The organism is Clostridioides sp. ZZV14-6150, assembly GCF_020657875.1.
Classification (GTDB): Bacteria; Bacillota; Clostridia; order Peptostreptococcales; family Peptostreptococcaceae; genus Clostridioides.
This window is the reverse complement of sequence record NZ_JAGWDA010000007.1, coordinates 71,927-89,257: the sequence shown is the minus strand read 5'-3', so window position 1 is coordinate 89,257 and position 17,331 is coordinate 71,927. Positions and strand designations below refer to the sequence as shown.

17 protein-coding genes and 1 tRNA gene are annotated in these 17,331 nt (G+C 27.3%); 2 read left to right on the top strand and 16 right to left on the bottom strand.

Annotated features, from left to right (window positions below):
- Positions 1-199: 199 nt before the first annotated feature.
- From KGF41_RS09905 to polA, 9 genes are all read right to left on the bottom strand, one after another.
- A complete protein-coding gene (locus KGF41_RS09905; RefSeq protein WP_227827066.1) occupies positions 200-1,144 on the bottom strand; it encodes a hypothetical protein in 945 nt (314 codons plus the stop codon).
- Between the two features lie 109 nt (positions 1,145-1,253).
- Complete coding sequence (locus KGF41_RS09900; RefSeq protein ID WP_227850136.1) at positions 1,254-2,537, bottom strand: C40 family peptidase; 1,284 nt, start codon at positions 2,535-2,537, stop codon at positions 1,254-1,256.
- Positions 2,538-2,668: 131 nt separating this feature from the next.
- Entirely contained in the window at positions 2,669-3,040 is a 372-nt protein-coding gene (locus KGF41_RS09895) for a VOC family protein (RefSeq protein ID WP_227434067.1), read from the bottom strand.
- Between the two features lie 233 nt (positions 3,041-3,273).
- A complete protein-coding gene (locus KGF41_RS09890) occupies positions 3,274-3,873 on the bottom strand; it encodes a hypothetical protein (RefSeq protein ID WP_227841990.1) in 600 nt (199 codons plus the stop codon).
- 201 nt (positions 3,874-4,074) lie between these two features.
- Positions 4,075-4,287, bottom strand: a complete 213-nt coding sequence (locus KGF41_RS09885) for a heavy-metal-associated domain-containing protein (RefSeq protein WP_227434065.1) — start codon at positions 4,285-4,287, stop codon at positions 4,075-4,077.
- 78 nt (positions 4,288-4,365) lie between these two features.
- The gene (locus KGF41_RS09880) at positions 4,366-6,084 is read right to left on the bottom strand and encodes an ABC transporter substrate-binding protein (protein WP_227827062.1); all 1,719 of its coding nucleotides are present in this window, start codon (positions 6,082-6,084) and stop codon (positions 4,366-4,368) included.
- Positions 6,084-6,638, bottom strand: coding sequence for a lytic transglycosylase domain-containing protein (locus KGF41_RS09875; protein WP_227827061.1), 555 nt, complete (start codon positions 6,636-6,638; stop codon positions 6,084-6,086). Before KGF41_RS09875 ends, KGF41_RS09880 begins: the two co-directional genes overlap by 1 nt.
- Positions 6,631-7,233, bottom strand: a complete 603-nt coding sequence (coaE, locus tag KGF41_RS09870; RefSeq protein WP_227827060.1) for a dephospho-CoA kinase — start codon at positions 7,231-7,233, stop codon at positions 6,631-6,633. The genes KGF41_RS09875 and coaE overlap by 8 nt, the downstream gene beginning before the upstream one ends.
- 8 nt (positions 7,234-7,241) lie before the next feature.
- A complete protein-coding gene (gene polA / locus KGF41_RS09865; RefSeq protein WP_227827059.1) occupies positions 7,242-9,890 on the bottom strand; it encodes a DNA polymerase I in 2,649 nt (882 codons plus the stop codon).
- 339 nt (positions 9,891-10,229) lie between these two features.
- Here polA and KGF41_RS09860 point away from each other — a divergent pair.
- Positions 10,230-10,312: transfer RNA gene (locus tag KGF41_RS09860), tRNA-Leu, on the top strand.
- Between the two features lie 231 nt (positions 10,313-10,543).
- Here KGF41_RS09860 and KGF41_RS09855 read toward each other — a convergent pair.
- Positions 10,544-11,419, bottom strand: a complete 876-nt coding sequence (locus tag KGF41_RS09855; RefSeq protein WP_227827058.1) for a LysR family transcriptional regulator — start codon at positions 11,417-11,419, stop codon at positions 10,544-10,546.
- Between the two features lie 136 nt (positions 11,420-11,555).
- On the opposite strand from KGF41_RS09855, the gene KGF41_RS09850 reads away from it, so the two are divergent.
- Positions 11,556-11,903: a cupin domain-containing protein gene (locus tag KGF41_RS09850; RefSeq protein ID WP_227827057.1), complete on the top strand. Its 348-nt coding sequence runs from the start codon at positions 11,556-11,558 to the stop codon at positions 11,901-11,903.
- Positions 11,904-12,224: 321 nt separating this feature from the next.
- Here KGF41_RS09850 and KGF41_RS09845 read toward each other — a convergent pair whose 3' ends face one another.
- From KGF41_RS09845 to KGF41_RS09820, 6 genes are all read right to left on the bottom strand, one after another.
- Positions 12,225-12,566, bottom strand: a complete 342-nt coding sequence (locus KGF41_RS09845; RefSeq protein WP_227850135.1) for a hypothetical protein — start codon at positions 12,564-12,566, stop codon at positions 12,225-12,227.
- A gap of 2 nt (positions 12,567-12,568) precedes the next feature.
- On the bottom strand, positions 12,569-12,766 hold the full coding sequence (locus tag KGF41_RS09840) for a helix-turn-helix transcriptional regulator (protein ID WP_227434059.1): 198 nt from the start codon (positions 12,764-12,766) through the stop codon (positions 12,569-12,571).
- A 150-nt stretch (positions 12,767-12,916) separates the two neighbouring features.
- Complete coding sequence (locus KGF41_RS09835) at positions 12,917-13,789, bottom strand: AraC family transcriptional regulator (protein ID WP_227827055.1); 873 nt, start codon at positions 13,787-13,789, stop codon at positions 12,917-12,919.
- Between the two features lie 333 nt (positions 13,790-14,122).
- Positions 14,123-14,992, bottom strand: coding sequence for a nitroreductase family protein (locus KGF41_RS09830; protein WP_227827054.1), 870 nt, complete (start codon positions 14,990-14,992; stop codon positions 14,123-14,125).
- A 510-nt stretch (positions 14,993-15,502) separates the two neighbouring features.
- Complete coding sequence (locus tag KGF41_RS09825; protein WP_227827053.1) at positions 15,503-15,724, bottom strand: hypothetical protein; 222 nt, start codon at positions 15,722-15,724, stop codon at positions 15,503-15,505.
- A 506-nt stretch (positions 15,725-16,230) separates the two neighbouring features.
- A complete protein-coding gene (locus tag KGF41_RS09820) occupies positions 16,231-17,211 on the bottom strand; it encodes an SPASM domain-containing protein (protein ID WP_227827052.1) in 981 nt (326 codons plus the stop codon).
- Between the last annotated feature and the right edge of the window lie 120 nt (positions 17,212-17,331).

The window sequence follows — 17,331 nt, the reverse complement described above, 5'->3', positions numbered from 1 at the left end:
CTATAAAAAAACATTTTTTCTGCCTTCTATAAGTATACTATATATATTAAAAAATCTTAACAATTGTTAAAAAAATATCCCTATTTTTATAATTTATTTTATAAATCAATGCCTCTTTATTAAGTTAAAACGAGGAAAAGGATTGTCTTATTAAACAATCCTTTTCCTATAGCTTTCTAAAGTCTAAATTTTCTGTATTTTATTTTATAGAATTTATAAACAAAGAATACTCTTGCATAGATGATAAAAGTAGACTTTTACTTACACTATATTTTTCTTCATTTGCTGCTTTTGAGGCAGTATCAATTTTTTCGTTTATGTTGTTTACATAACCAATTAAATTATCTTTAAATAAACGCATTTCAGAATAATCAATCTTTTCCGCTTCTTTTGATATATTTTGTGATATTGCCTTTCTATTTGTCAAAATAGTATTATATTTTTCCATATCTACATTATTTTCATCATTCGACCAAAAACTTGATTCTTCTTTAAAGTTTGTTATTAATTTATTTAACTCTTTTGATATACTATCTATATAAGCATAATTGCTTGTATATTCTAAAGATAGCATAGGTGCATCTAAATGAGATAAAAACGCATCTGGAAATACTTTTCTTATAGAACTCATATGTTTTCTAACTTCATTTTCATCAAAAGAAGAGTATGTTTGTATTTTTTTTACTCCATCTTTCTCCATAACTGAAAAAGGTATATCGCTACTAACTAATGATGTTTGTATTTTTTTCAAATCATCATCATTATCTATTGCAGCAACTTGGATAGTATATATATCCCATCCTTCAATAGTAGCTAATTTTACTTTTTCTGGTTCCTTAGTATTATTTACTGCTTTTTCTGAACTATTATTTTGATTATCCTTTGAATTGGTTTGCGATTTAGATTTTTTTCCATTTTTTATGGCATTTAATTCATCAGATATATCTTTATAAGTTATATCTGATGAACTATTTAGAAATGGTATTTTAGCTGATATATACTCTAACATCTTGCTATCTTTTATTTTTGTATAAGAATAATAGCCAATTAAACATAAACAAGCAATAGTTATTATATACTTACGCACATCTATCTTATGTCTATTATTATTAAATCCTCTGTATATCGTCTTTCTTCTATTCATTAGTTTGTCCCCTCCCAAAATTATATTATTAATAAAGTATATTTTTAAGAGTCTCAATTTATGAATAGAAAACTTATTTATTTTAATTTTTTAATAAAAATTATATCTACTAAGCAAATCTTCTTGCTCCAAGTAATGCTTTAGACCAATATGAAGTAGTCAAATTGTCCACTTTAACCTTATTAGGATTAGTTTGAGTTCCACTACAATGTATAAACTTACTATTGCCTACATATATACCGACATGGTTCGTTGCTCCATCTCCATCAGTATCAAAGTAAACTAAATCTCCTGGTGCATAGTTACCCATAGAAACTGCACTTCCAAATTGAGCTTGCTCTCTAGAAACTCTTGGGATAGAAAGTCCAACTGAGTGTTTAAAAACATACTGTGTAAATCCAGAACAATCAAACTTATCTGGACCTGAGGCCCCCCATTGATATGGTATTCCAATAAGGGTATATGCAAAGTCTACTACTTTTGAACCATTCACAGTCGATTTATCTGAATTTCCAATAGATGAAGAGTTTGAATTACTATTAGATTGGGAATTACTATTAGACGATGAACTAGAGTTTTCTTTTAATCCTTCATTAGTCTCAGAAATATAACTAGAACTTACCCATCCAGTTGTCCCATTTGATAATTTCACTTTATACCATCCATTATTTTTGGCCCTTAGCTCAACAACATCTCCACCACTTAATTTTCCTATTACAGAATAGCTTGTCCCAGGGCCACTTCTTACATTTAAACTTACAGTGGATGTTACTTTCCCCTTCTTGCCTTCAAGCGATACTTCACTAGATTGATTTTTATCAGTGTCGTTATTATTGTTATTAGTATTACTTGAATTAGAATTATTTGTTCCAACATCTTCTGATGTTTTTGAGATATACTGACTACTAGCCCATCCAGTAACTCCATTTGATAGTTTTATTTTATACCATCCATTACTTTGTTCTAATAGCTTTACTACATCTCCATTATTTGCTTTACCAACTAATGAATAGTTTGTACCTGCACCACTTCTTATATTTAATCTAGAACTGACATTTACTTTTCCATTCCCACTAATAGATGTTCCACTTGATGTTGAATTATTTTGGTTTGAAGTACTTCCAGATGAACCACTCGTTGATATGTATTTTGCACTTCCCCAGCCAACAACAGAACTTGATACTCTTACTTTATACCATCCATTAGATTTTTCTAAAATTTCTACAGTTTTTCCCTTGTATAACTTTGCTACTTTGTCACAATCAGCACTTGGCCCGCTTCTTATATTTAAAGCACTAGCTGTCACAACTCCCTTTTCAAGGGCACTTGCATGTATAGAACTAACAGATACTGCTACTGCTCCAATCCCTAAAGCCGTTATAGCTTTCTTCACTACTATCACTCCCCCCAACATATTTTTATAATCATAAAGTCATACCACTATTATCCATTTTTAAGAACTATATTTTAATGATAACTTATTCTATTATTAATTGTAAAGAAATTATAATTATATTCTTAAAATTAATGATTCTTAGGAAGTATTTCAATCCAATAATTATCTGGGTCCGCTATAAAATAAATTCCCATACTTTCATTTTCAAAACATATACAATCTAAGTCTTTATGAAGTTTTTTTGCCTCATCAAACTCTTCAACTTCTAAAGCCAAATGGAACTCATTATCCCCTAAATTATATGGTCTATCCCAATCTCTAAGCCAAGTTAACTCTAATGTATGGCTAGTAATCCCATCTCCTAAATAAACTAGTATAAAACTTCCATCTTCTGCTTCTTTACGCTTTACTTCTTTTAGACCTAAAGCTTTATCATAAAAATTCAAACTTTTTTCTAAGTTAGTAACATTAAAATTGTTATGGCAAAAACTAAACTTCATTTTGAAATCACTCTCCAATTTTTACTTTTTTTATATTATATCATTATTATAACTTTATTTAAATCAAATTAAGTTAAAAATTTGAATAATGCTGTGTAATACCTAAGTAGCATTAAATTATTTAAAAGAATATGTCAAAAAAAGAATAAGTTCTATTAAACACATGAAAAAGTTGTACTCAAGTTATCTTGATTGTGTAAAATAATAGAACTTATTTTTTAAAATTTTTATATTTAATTTTTAATTTTTTCTTTTATAATATAGTTTATTACTTTTTTTCTAATATCTTCAGCACTATAATCTTCCTCTATTTCTATATCTAAAAGTTTTGCTATTGATTTCATATCTTCTCTAGTTTTTGACCTATAGCTTGATATCAATTCATCTTTTATTTTCTCAGGTTCTAAAAAATATTCTTCATCTCCTCTTTTGAAAGTAACGTATTTTTGAGCATATGAATTTCTATTATAGTATATATACCTTGATATTTTTCTTAAAATCTGATTATATGAAAGTCGCTTATTAACATTAAGCTTTAAGTACTCTGAAAAAGCAAATAGCTCTTTTTTTGATTTAAATAATGTTTCTTTTTTGATGGTTCTTGATATCGAAGTTACACTTTCTTGATATGCACACTTTTTTAACATTTTTAAATATACTCTATTAAGACCAATACTTTGATTGAATTTTTTTATATTATTATTAATAACTTTATCCAAATTACCTTCAAAGTATTTTTTTGCTCCTTTTTGTGATACATAACTCTCAAGTTCTTTGTGGGCCATATCAAGTATCATTTTTTTTAAATCTTCTTTATATCCTCTAGACTCCATGATACTCCCTCCCTTAGCTATTTATAGTATATTCAAAAAGTTTAAGAAATGTGAATCTTTCTCGAAATTTTTTACTTTTTATGTATATATTAATTTAAAAGGGGAGATAATAGTAATGTAAAATCAAACATACTCAATCTCCCCCATTTTTAGACCTCTATTACTCCCCCAATAGAGGTCTTTTTTTATTTTATTATTTTTTTATTCAATTCCTTTTAATTCAAAGCCTAACTCTGCTATTACTTCTTTTAACTTATCAACTGACACATCATCTTTCATGTCTACAGATGCACATTTATTTTCTAAATCTACATCTAAAACTTCAACACCATCTATATCTTCTGTTAATGCAGTTTTAAGATGATTTACACAGTGTCCACAACTCATACCTTCTACTAATAGTTTCTTTTTCATATCAATTACCTCCTTATACCCTACAAGGGTATTTTATCATACAGTTTAAATTTTTTAAATATAAATTAATCATTTAATTTATTTTGATTCATTTGAGCTTATATCTAAGTTAGAGATTCCCTCATATACATCAAATTCATTTGGAGTAATTTTTCCTTTTAGTCTACTATTGCTTACAATATAGTTGTTTCTAATAGCTAAACTGATAAATGTTGCATTGTCTCTAACATACTTCTGTACAACTTTATATGCTTTCTTTGTTTCAATTTCAGATGCAGAACTTGTCAGTGCAGACATATATCCATTTAACTTATCATCAGTATATCCACTGCTTGCTATTATACTACTTACATCTGGTACGCTCGATAAATTCCACCCTACCAATGCTAAATCGTAATTTTTAGAATTAAGCGCACTTTCCATTTCTTTATCTGATAACTGATTTATTGTATTGTTTATTCCTATAGCTTTTAGGTTTTCACTTATTATATGTGATGTTTTTAGCCTCTCACTATTATCTTTATTTACTATTATTTTTAAATTCATTTCAGAAAGTCTTTTCTTTACTTCCTCTTTTTCTTTATTTTTTTTATCTTCAGCTTCTTTTTTTACTCTCTCAGCTTCTTCTTGTTCAGCCTTTTTTTGTTCTTCAGCAGTAAGTTTTTTTGTATTTTTTTTAGCTGATTTTTTTTGTTTTTTATCTACTTTATCATTTTTTGTATTCACTGCATTTATATTTGCATATTCTATTTTATTAAGATACTCAATTGCTTTATCTTTATTGTATTCTAAATCTTTCACATCACTGCTATAATATTTTGATTTTGAGTTAAGTGGAAAATTAACAGGAGTTGCATCATCCATATAACCTTCACTAATAATTCTATTTTTATTTATAGAATGTGCAATTGCTTTTCTAAAATTGACATCCTTAAAAAAAGAATTATTGTAATTAAATAATACACATTCATAATCCCTACCTTGATATTTTGTTATATTAAACTCTTTTTCTTGAAATTTGCTCAAATCATTCAGTGTAACATTTGTTATATCACTATCAAGAGCCATAACCATAGATGTTCTAGCATCTTCATTAGGAACCATTCCCACTTTTACATTTTTCATAGCTTTAGGAACTTCTTCATAGTAATCCTTGTTCACAGATAAAATCATTCCTTCTCTTTCTGTATATGATTCTATTTTATATTTCCCATTTCCTATCATATTATTATTTTTGTCATTTACATCTTTTGAATCTAAATGATTTTGAGATACTATTGGAAAAATTAAACTATCAATAGAAAAAGCATATTTAGCTTTAAATTTTATTGTAAAATCTTTATCTGATTTAATATTTACAGAAGCTATATTTTTTGTAAATTCATTATATGGACTTTCTGCACTTTTTTGAATTAAACCAATTGTATAGTTTACATCATTTGAAGTAACAGCTTTTCCATCATGCCATTTTGCATCGTTTAGCTTTATATCTATACTCATTCCATCTTGAGCTATATTGTACTCCTTCACTAACTGAGGAGTTACATTATAGTTTTCATCTATTGTAAACAAACCATCATAGATTAAGTTCATTATGTAGCCAACAGACTTATCAGTATTTGTTATAGGGTTTATAGTCTTAGGAGTCACCATCGTTAAGTTTATATATTTGGCATCTATAGAGCTTTGACTTTTAATACTTGATTCGCTACTACTTTGTTTTGTTTTTGTATTACTACAACCAACTATCATAAGAGTTATAGCTAAAATTACTGTTAAGACTTTTATTTTCTTCATTAGTTTTTCCCCTTCTCGCCATATATCTTATTATAATTTTTATAATTATTTTTTACTTTTTCTACATACTTTGAAGTTTGTTCAAAAGGTATATCATGTAGATTCTTTCCATCTTTACTATATTCGTTATTTTCTAACCATTTCTTTACATTACCTGAACCACCATTATACGCAGCTATTACTAAATCCAATGAACCAAATTCTTTATATAATTTATTTAAATACCAACAACCAATTCTTATGTTAGTTTCTGGGTCAAAAATATCGATATTTTCTAGATTCAGTTCTTCCGCTCCCCAATCTCTAGTCATGTCTAGTATTTGCATTAACCCTTTGGCCTCTTTTTTTGAAACAGCAGAGCTATTAAACTTACTTTCTGCTTTTATGACACTGTAAACTATATTTTCATCTAAATTAAATTCTTTAGAATATTTTTCTACATACTCTGAGTATTTTTTAGGATACAAAAACTTATGTATTATTTTACTTTCCATTAATAGTGCCCCAAATAAGATTATAAAAATAGATAGAATCAATACTTTCTTATTATTCACGCCAATTCTCCTTCATGTATTCAATAAATTTGTATACTTTATTCTCTAATTCAGTTATTGTTCCCGAATTATCTATTATATAATCACCATATTTGGATTTTTCTTCCTGACTCATTTGTGAATTTATTCTGCTAAGTGCTTCTTGTTTACTACAATTATCTCTCTTTTGTATTCGGCTAATTTGTACTTCTTGTTTACAAGTAACCACTAATAGCTTATCTACTATTTCCAAAAATCCACTTTCTACTAATATTGCTGCATCTAATATTACTATCTTTTCGCCTTTTTTTCTGGCTTCTTCTATATCACTTATTATTTTTTCTCTTATTATTGGATGTGTCAGATTATTTAACTCATTAAGTTTTTCTTCGTCATTAAAAACTATTTTCCCAAGAGCTTTTCTATCTAAAGTCCCATCATCCTTTTTTATATTTCGACCAAAATGTTTAAATACTGCTTCTAATAACAACTTATCATCAAATATTTGTCTAGATATAATATCTGCATCCACTATAGTAATGTTAAATTTTCTAAATATATTTGATAGGCTGCTTTTTCCACAGCCTATTCCTCCTGTAAGTCCTAATATCAACATAAAATCACCTACTTTGTCTCATACCACGAACTACCAACATTTAAATCTACATCTAAGTGAACATCCATATTTACAGCATTTTCCATTTCATCTTTTACAATTTTTTTAACTATATCTATTTCATCGTCAATTGCTTCAACTATCAATTCATCATGAACTTGTAGTATAAGTTTTGATTTCAAATTATTTTCTTCTAACTTTTTGTGAACATTTATCATAGCAATCTTTATTATATCTGCTGCACTTCCTTGTATTGGTGCATTCATTGCAAATCTCTTCCCTCTATTTCGCTCCATAAAATTGCTAGACTTTATTTCTGGTATATATCTCCTTCTGTTTAAGATAGTCACAGCATAACCATCTTCACTAGCCTTTTCTACTGTAGTGTCCATAAACTCTTTTATCTTATGATATTTAGCAAAATAACTTTCTATATACTCTTTTGCTTTTGGAACAGGTATATTTAAATCATCCGCCAATCCAAAATCACTTTTACCATATATAATACCAAAGTTTACTGCCTTAGCTGCACCTCTTAGCTCACTAGTTACATCTTCCATAGAAACATTAAAAACTTGTGAAGCTGTTTTAGTATGAATATCTTCATTATGTTTGAATGCTTCTATCATATTTTCATCTTGACTCATATGTGCAAGAACTCTAAGTTCTACTTGTGAGTAATCGGCGTCAACTAGCTTACAATTTTCATCTGCAATAAACACCTTTCTTATTTTTCTACCCATTTCCATTTTTATAGGTATATTTTGAAGATTTGGTTCTGTAGATGAAATTCTTCCAGTAGTTGTTATAGTTTGATTAAATGATGAATGAATTCTATTACTTTCTGGATTTATTATGTTTAGAAGACCTTCAACATAAGTAGAATTCAGCTTTACTATTTGTCTATACTCAGTTATTTTATCGATTATTGGATGTTTATCCCTTAATTTTTCTAAAACATCTGCATTAGTTGAGTATCCAGTCTTAGTTTTTTTGATTATTGGAAGTTCTAATTTTTCAAACAATATAACACCTAATTGTTTTGGTGAATTTATATTAAATGGCTCTCCTGATAATTCATAGATTTCCTTTTCTAGTGTAGAAATTATTTCTTTAAACTCAATGCTTAGGTCATCTAATATACTCTTATCTACTTTTATACCTTCATACTCCATATGTCCTAAAACTTCCACTAAAGGCATTTCTACATGATAAAAAAGACCATCCATACTCATATCGATTAAACTTCTTTCCATCATAGGAATTGTTTCTTTAACTGTGCATATTATTTGCCCCATATACTCAGCCAACTCTTCAAATTCTAAATCTTCGTAGTTCTTAGATTTAACACCTTTACCTAGTAATTCTTCTTTTGATTTAACTTTTTTTGATAAGTATTTCATAGCTATAGCACTACAGTCATATGAGGTAGATGAAGTAGAATCTATTAAATACTCAGCTATTGTTATATCAAAATTTATATTTTCCAAGTTTATATTATATGGCTTTAAAGATATATAATCATCCTTTAAATTATATCCAAATTTCTTGATTTCTTTATTTGAAAGTATACCATCTAATTTTGTCATCTCATCTGAATCTATATAATATATTTTTTCTCCATCTACACTTATAAAGATATATATTATATTTTTTTCAAGTATATTACCTTGTCCTCTAACAGTTTTTAAAATAACTTGTCCTTTTTTATTTACTTCGTCTATAAATTTATCTATATCTTTTAATTTTAATATTTCTATTTTTTCTTCTACTTGTTCAGTATCATCTGAGTCAACCAAATCAACTAATCTTGATAAAAGACTTGTAAATCCAAAATATCTAAACTTATCTAAAAGTTCATCTTTATCATAATCGCCAAAAATCATACTATCTAAATTTACTTCTATTGGTACATCCCTTATAATTGTTGCAAGTCTTTTACTTTGAATGGCTATTTCTTTATTTTCTTCTATCTTCTTTTTTACACTTCCTTTAAGTTTATCTGTATTTTCTATTAAATTCTCTATGCTAGAAAACTCTTTTATAAGTTTTATTCCTGTTTTTTCTCCTATTCCAGGTACTCCTGGTATGTTATCTGACTTATCTCCCATAAGCCCTTTTAAGTCAATAAACTGAGTTGGAGTCATTTCATATTTTTCAATTACAGAGTTAAAGTCATATTCTTCAACTTCTCCTACACCCTTTTTTGTTATAAGAGTAGTAGTCTTATCTGAAGCAAGTTGAATGGCATCTTTATCTCCAGTTACTATGTATACCTTATATCCATTATCCTCTGCTTTTTTAGAAACAGTTCCTATAATATCATCAGCTTCATAACCATCTATTTCTAATCTATTTATTTTAAATTTATCTAAAAGGTCTTTTAGTGGCTGTAATTGCTCCGCTAATTCATCTGGCATTCCCTTTCTTCCTGCTTTATACTCTTTATACTCTAAGTGTCTAAATGTAGGTGCTTTTCTATCAAAAGCTACACTTATATGTGTTGGTTTATATATATCTATTATTTTAAACAACATTGTCGTAAATCCGTATATAGCATTAGTTTTTAAGCCTTCTTTATTATTCATTTCTGGCAAAGCATAAAATGCTCTATTTATTATTGAATTTCCATCTATTATAATTAATTTTTTTTCCAAATTATATCACTCCTAAAGATTCTCTATTTTTGTAACATATATATTATATACCAATATGCTATTATTTAATATTCCCATAATAATAATAGTATATTAAAATTAAATATGTTGCAAACAATATATTTTTTTGCTATAATAATAAACATGACATGACCGAGTGATGGAATTGGTAGATGCAATTAACTCAAAATCAACTGTGTTGATTCATAAGTTTGCGTAAGAAAATGCTAGTATTTATGATATTTTGACAGTTTAATGAGTGTTTTGTATTCAATATTCCTCTTGCATGTTCTCAGAAAATCTGGTAGGATATACAAGTAGTTTGGATTTAAAATATAAGCCGCTGTGGCGGAACTGGCAGACGCATACGACTCAAAATCGTACGGGAAACCATATGGGTTCGAGTCCCATCAGCGGCACCAATAAATTAAAACTCTTTGGTTTAGACTAAAGAGCTTTTTTATTGCCATATTCCCTAAATATTCATTAAAACTTATTCTTTTACTTTCAATATTATGTATGGAAATAAATGATTTTTGATTTGTTTCTAGCTTTTATTCAGTAAACTTCAACTTATCCAAAATATGCAATTATGACTGCTTTAAAGTAGTCTATATTTTCAATTCGTGTAACATAACCAATTTAAAAATACTCTAGTACATCTGTTTAACAATAGAAATAAAATCACAAAGATTCTTAGACATCCACTTATCTTTATGATAAATGAGTTGAGAAACAATGTTATAGTTTGTAGAATATGGAACCTTAATTAATTCATGCCTTTTTAATTCTTTCTCTACTGCAAGCTCTGGGAGAAGACACAATCCAAGACCACTAAGCACTGTTTGCTTAATTACCTGAATACTCCCTGTTTCAAGAACTATTTTAGGAACTACAGCTGATTCAGATAATTCTTTTTCAAATAGACTTCGATAACAACAGCCCTCCCCTGTTAAAATAAAAGGAATATCTTGAAAGTCTTGAATAGACACATTTTCTTTTAACACTAGTTTACTATCTGGAGCAGATAAAATACATATTGGCTCATCATTTTTCAATACAGAAACAACAGACTTATCAGTAACAGGAGAATCAAGGATAAACGCAACATCAATTGTATTGTCTGCAAGTAATGGAATAAAATCAGATGAATCCAAAGTCTTCAAAAACAAATCAACATCAGGATATTTCTCTTTATATATTTTAATAATTTCAGGTAGTTTAAAAATACAAATAGATTCTGAAGCCCCAATAACAATACGCCCTGAATCAGTGTGGTTTTCATACATATTTTTAATATCAGATGAAAGTAGAATCATTTTTTTTGCATAGGGAATTAACATTTCTCCTTCTCTAGTTAGTGTTACACTTTTTCCTATACGCTCAAAAAGACGTACATCTAATTCTTTTTCTAGTTGCTGTATCTGAGTCGTAATATTTGATTGTGCATAATTAAGATATTCAGCAGTTTTAGTAAAATTTTTGATTTTACTAAGTGTTAAAAAGGTCTTCAGATGTTTTAACTCCATATTTATGACACCTCCAGTATTATCTAAATTTAAGATTGATATAATCTAATCAATCTATTTAACAAATAGTCAAATAAATGTTAGCATATACATATACTAAAAGTCAAATAAAACCAATAATTACAGGAGGCTTATAATGTTAACAAAATCTAATATAATTAAAGAAGTAAATAATATCGAACAACTATACATCTATAAAAAAATAGGAATTATCAATAATAATGTACTAAGTGTTGTTCAAGTGGCAAATAGAAGCTTAGATTTTCATATTCATGAAAAATCAGATGAACTATTTTATGTAATCGAAGGAGAGTTTGAGTTAGAAACTCAAGAAGGATTAACAAAAGTTGAGGAAGGAGAATTTATTATTGTACCCAAAAATACACTACATAGACCTGTAGTTAAAAAACTTACAAAATTTCTAATGGTTGAATTGGATGGAACTCTTAATAAAGAAAACAGTGGCGATTTATATGAAGATTAATCCCTTTAAAAGCATATAGAAATTACTCTGAAATAAAGTACTACAATATTTTTCTTTAAAGCCTATATAATCTTTATCTATAAAAAAGCCACAAAATATAATATATACTTGTGGCTTTTTATAAATTTGTATATATAATTATTAAAGATATCATCTGAAATTATCTTAAAAATCTAAAACTTAAAACGTTAATATTTTTATTGTGATTTTTAATTTTTTATTACAACTTTTTATCCAATTTATTATATACAACTACGCTACAAATAAATTGAAATAAAAGAAGTAACCCAAGCCCAATTAAAACCCATTTACTTATTACCATTACTGAGAATACACTAATATAGATACTATAAATATAATAATCACTAAAACATAAGACATAATTTGGTTGGTAATACGTCCAGATTTATCATGTAACATAACTCTTCTCTCATCATTCATCTCTATTATTTGATTCTCTACCTTTTTCTCATACTCTTTAGCCCTTTCAGGTTTACTCCAATATATATACTGGAGTATCATACATATTCCAGGACCTAAAGATGCTCCAGCAAGTCCCCATATAAAAGCTTCAAATGAAAATTCTGTCAATGTAGCTAATAAAATAAATAAAACTCCAAAAACAAGATAAACAATACCTATATATAATCTGTTCTTTTTCATTTTTACTCCTCCTCATAAATAAATATTTCTTCAATACTCATATCAAAATATCTTGCTATTTTAAATGCTAAAATAATTGATGGGTTATATCTGCCATTTTCTAATGAACCAATAGTTTGTCTTGAGACTTGTAAGGCAATGGCAAGCTCTTCTTGCTTTATCCCTTTCTTTTTTCTTATTTCTTCTAATCTATTTTTCACATTTATCACCTTAAATCATTTCATTTTATGTAAAGTTTACTTTCCATAATTATACACCTATATACGTTTTATGTAAAGTTTACTTTCCATATTTCACAAAAAATAACAGACTATTTTTAGTCTGCTATTTTAAAATTTCATCTTATTTCTCTAGTTTTGAATTTGTTTCTTAATTGGAATCCAAACTTCTACTGTATAATCAGGAGCATTAATATCACCTTTAGGATAAAGTTCTATATCTGGTAAACTAGCATACTCATACCCAGAACTTGGTAGCCATTCAGTAATAATTCTTTTTTGCAATTCCTGTATAGCAGTAGCATTTGGCATTGGAGAAACACATTCAAATACTGCCCATGTACCTGATGGTATAAAATATTCATAAGTATTTTCTAAAGTATGTCTATCTGTTGGTGCAGCAATATAATAGTCTAAGTCCTTTCCATTCATACATGTACTGACTCCAAGTAATCCATAAGGTTCATGATTTATTAATTTCAAAAGTTTTTCAACCATTCCATTTTGTATAGATTTAGCCCATAACTTGGGAACCTTATCGAAACATTCCTCTACAATCATATTCATATGTTCTTTTACTCCAACAATACGAAATCCCTTTTTTTCCACAATACGATATTGCATTTCTACATTTCCCTTTACATAAATAGTTAAGGTTATCCTAGGATATGCTTTTAAAACAACGCCTTTCGCTCTAGCAGCAGATGGAGAAATATTATGTATGTTTTGAAAAGCCCTATTAAAAGATGTAGGCGAATCATAACCATATTTCTCAGACAGCTCTAAAATTTTGATATTACTGTTTTGTAGTTCAAGTGCTGCCTTAGTCATACGTCTACGTCTAATATATTCAGACAAAGGTACTTCTGCAATATATGAGAACATTCGTTGAAAATGGAAGGTGGAACAACATGCAATTTTTGCTGCTTCTGCATAATCCACTCCACTTTCAAGATTGTCTTCAATGTAAGTAATAGCTTGATTTAATTTATTTATCCATTCCATTTAACATTCCCTCCAAGCAAATTATACAGTTTAATAAAATAATATACCTCTCAATCTATGCACAAAATTGTAAGCTTTAAAATACTATTTCAAAAATAGATACAGATTCAGTTTAAAGTATAACATTTACTCATTTAGCTATCAATTTTATATTGGCTTTATATCAAATCCAATAATTTACATTAATAGTCCTCTTTTACATAAAATTTGTCAACTAATAATGCTAAAATTAAATTATACAACAAAAGAGTTCAAAGACATTATTCTATATAATGTCTTTGAACTCTTTATAGAAATTAATTTAAGTAAAACTAAATTAAATATTAAACTGTTTTATATATTACAATATCCAACTATTTTATATTCTTCCGGTATTTTATAATCTTTATCTGGAGTACCTAAATTCCATTTTAACTCAAACATAGTTGCACTTATTATTGTTGCAAAATAAAGCATAACTATACCAATATCTATTTTTTCTTCATATAAATTAGTATGACCATCTTTTCTAACTGCTAAAACTACAACTCCTCCATCAACTATAAATCTCCATGGCTGTCTGTTTAATGTAGATGGAGCTAATCTTGCATAATGGAATGCATCAAGAAGTGCTCTCTCTTCTAATATATTTGTATTTGCATTATTTCCCCACTCATCCATATAAACTACTTCTTCTACACCTAAACGAGAAGAACTATTGTCTGAAACAACTTGCATATCAGATTTTGAATAATTCTCACCAGTCTTTGTAGCATTTAGTACTTTAGTATTGCTTGCATTTTCTCCATATCCAATAGCAATAATTCCTGTTACCTCTTTGTCTGAGTCAATACCAAGTTTATCTAATACCTTTTTGCTATCCTCAAAAGTAACCCAACAAGAGCCTATTCCAAGGTCTGTTACCTTAAAAATTATATTTTCTCCTATGTATCCTGAATTTTCGATGTAATTATCTTTTACTTCAGATAATATTATAATATAACTTGGTGCATCTATCATATTTCCTTTATATCCTGCTATTTTATCTAAATTGTCAAAAACTTCACTTCTATTCATTACTCTTATATCAACTTCTATCTCTGGAACTAGTTTCTTACAAGATTCTGAGTATTTCTTAATCTCACTAAGATACTCTTCTTTAATATCTGTCTTTTTATATTCTCTAACAGACTTTCTATTTAATATGATTGTTTTATAATTCATAATTTTATCCTCCCCAAACTAGTATATTATTAATTATATACCCATTAATGTAATATTTTACGCATTTGCTTAATAAATAATAATTACAATTTTGTAATTATTATTTATTAATAATATTCCACTTTTACATTCATAATGACCAGTTGTGCAAAATCCATTGCCAACCTTCAAATAAAAACATATTATAAAGATAATATAAAATAAAATAAACAAACAAATCTTAACAAAAAATTAAACTTTTTTTACACGAAAGAAGGCTTCCCGTTGCCTTCTTTATTTTTTTACAAAAAAATAGACTGCTTCTAAAATGATTTTACATTTTTGAAACAGCCAAAGTATTTTATAATGACAACTATATTTGAGGATGTGAGGGAGAGTTGTCATTATAAATTTAGGGTAATTATATTATGTTTTAAGCTAGTTCTTTCTATATTTCTATAATACATTACATATATGAATTTTATATGATATTTGTATAAACGACATATGAAATTATATATTTTAATTATATTAAATCTTATTATTACATTTACTGCAACAATACTCATATGTCTCTACATTGTTTGGAATATTTACAAATACAAATTCTTTACAGTTGTCACAATACTTTAGTATAGATATAGTTCCACAAGTGTAACATTCAAATGTCACACACTCCTCACTCTCTTCTATTACTTCAAATTTTTTACTATGTTCACCACACTCTGGGCACTTGCGATTATTTACATTCATAAATACTCCTCCTTATTAGTATAGTTAAAAACATGTCAAAAACTTAATCAAATGTATTTTATATTACTTATTATATATTCTATAATAAATCATATTCCTAGATAATAAAACAAATTAAATAAAAAAAAACCATAAATTTTAAATTTATGGATTAATTCTTGTAATGATAACTCTATTTGAGGATGTGAGGGAGGGTTATCATTACAATAGGGTATTATATTATGGTTTTTAAGCTAGTCTTTCTATACTCTATATAATACATCTGTTATATGAATTTTATATGATTTTTACATAAATATTTTATGAAGTTTAAAATTTTTGACTAATTTTGTCTCTGTAAAAAGTTCTCTAAAAATCCATAGCATCATAAAAAGCCAGCATTTAAGTAAAGTATCATAAAAAAATTTGTTCAACAATCTTAACAAGTTATATCACCTCATTAACAATTATTGACACAAAACTAAACAACCAATCTATAAATTATTCCTAAAACTTAATTTTGATAATTATTGATATACAATTTCTAGATTATCAATCTTATTTTGCATCTCTAAGAAAATTTCCTCAACTGAATTGTCAAATATATTGCCTAAATAAACTCTTTTATCTTTTTGAATGGAATAAGATTTTACACTGCCGTCAGAAGAAATGTATACATGGCTCCATTCTGCACCATATTTTGAAAATCTTTCTCTTATATCTTTAAACCTCATATCTTCTATTTTTATTGCTTTTCCTCTAGCTCCTCTTACTACTGTATGTCCTCTTTTTATTAAACTAGTTATTTTTATATCTTCTTTTAATTTAACATGTATGTTGTCATTCTCTGAATATACATTCCATATTACTTTATGACGATAATCATCTAATTCTCTTATCAAACTTCTTTCAATAGTAAAACTATCTTTAGTTACTATAATTAAATCAAAATGGTCTAGCATATATTGAAATACTACTTTCATATCTTTATTTTTTAGAATATCTTCACCAATAACTTCTATAAACCTACATCCTTTTTCATACATACACTTTAATAAGCTTATAACTTCAGAAAAATATTGAACCCTATTGTCATTACCATCTATCTCTATTGTAAAGTATAAAGGTGTAAGATATACTTTATTTCCTGTTATCTCAAAAACACTTGATAATGTTTGTGCCTCATCTTCAAAGGTTAAATACTCATTATCATAAAACATAAAAAATTCCATAACTTTATCTCTCATATCAGGGATATTTCTGTATCTGTTGGATAATATATCTAATACATCTTTAGTAGTATTTTTCCCATCACATTCTGCTAGTACAACAACTTGCTTCCAACTTAAACTATCCACACTCCCTATACTTTTTTCATATCCATTTGCCTCATCATAAATGGGACCAATTATGATATTTTCTTTTGGCCACATATGAACTCTAGTTCCATCTTTTAATTTTGGATATTTGTTTTTTACAGATTCATAAAATCTACTCATATCACCCATGATTTTTGACTACCCCCTATATTTTAAATATTACATGCTAAAAATAGCATTTTATTTGAATTAATCAAATAATTATTAAAAATTTATAATTGTATCTATTTGATATGGTTTTACATCAAT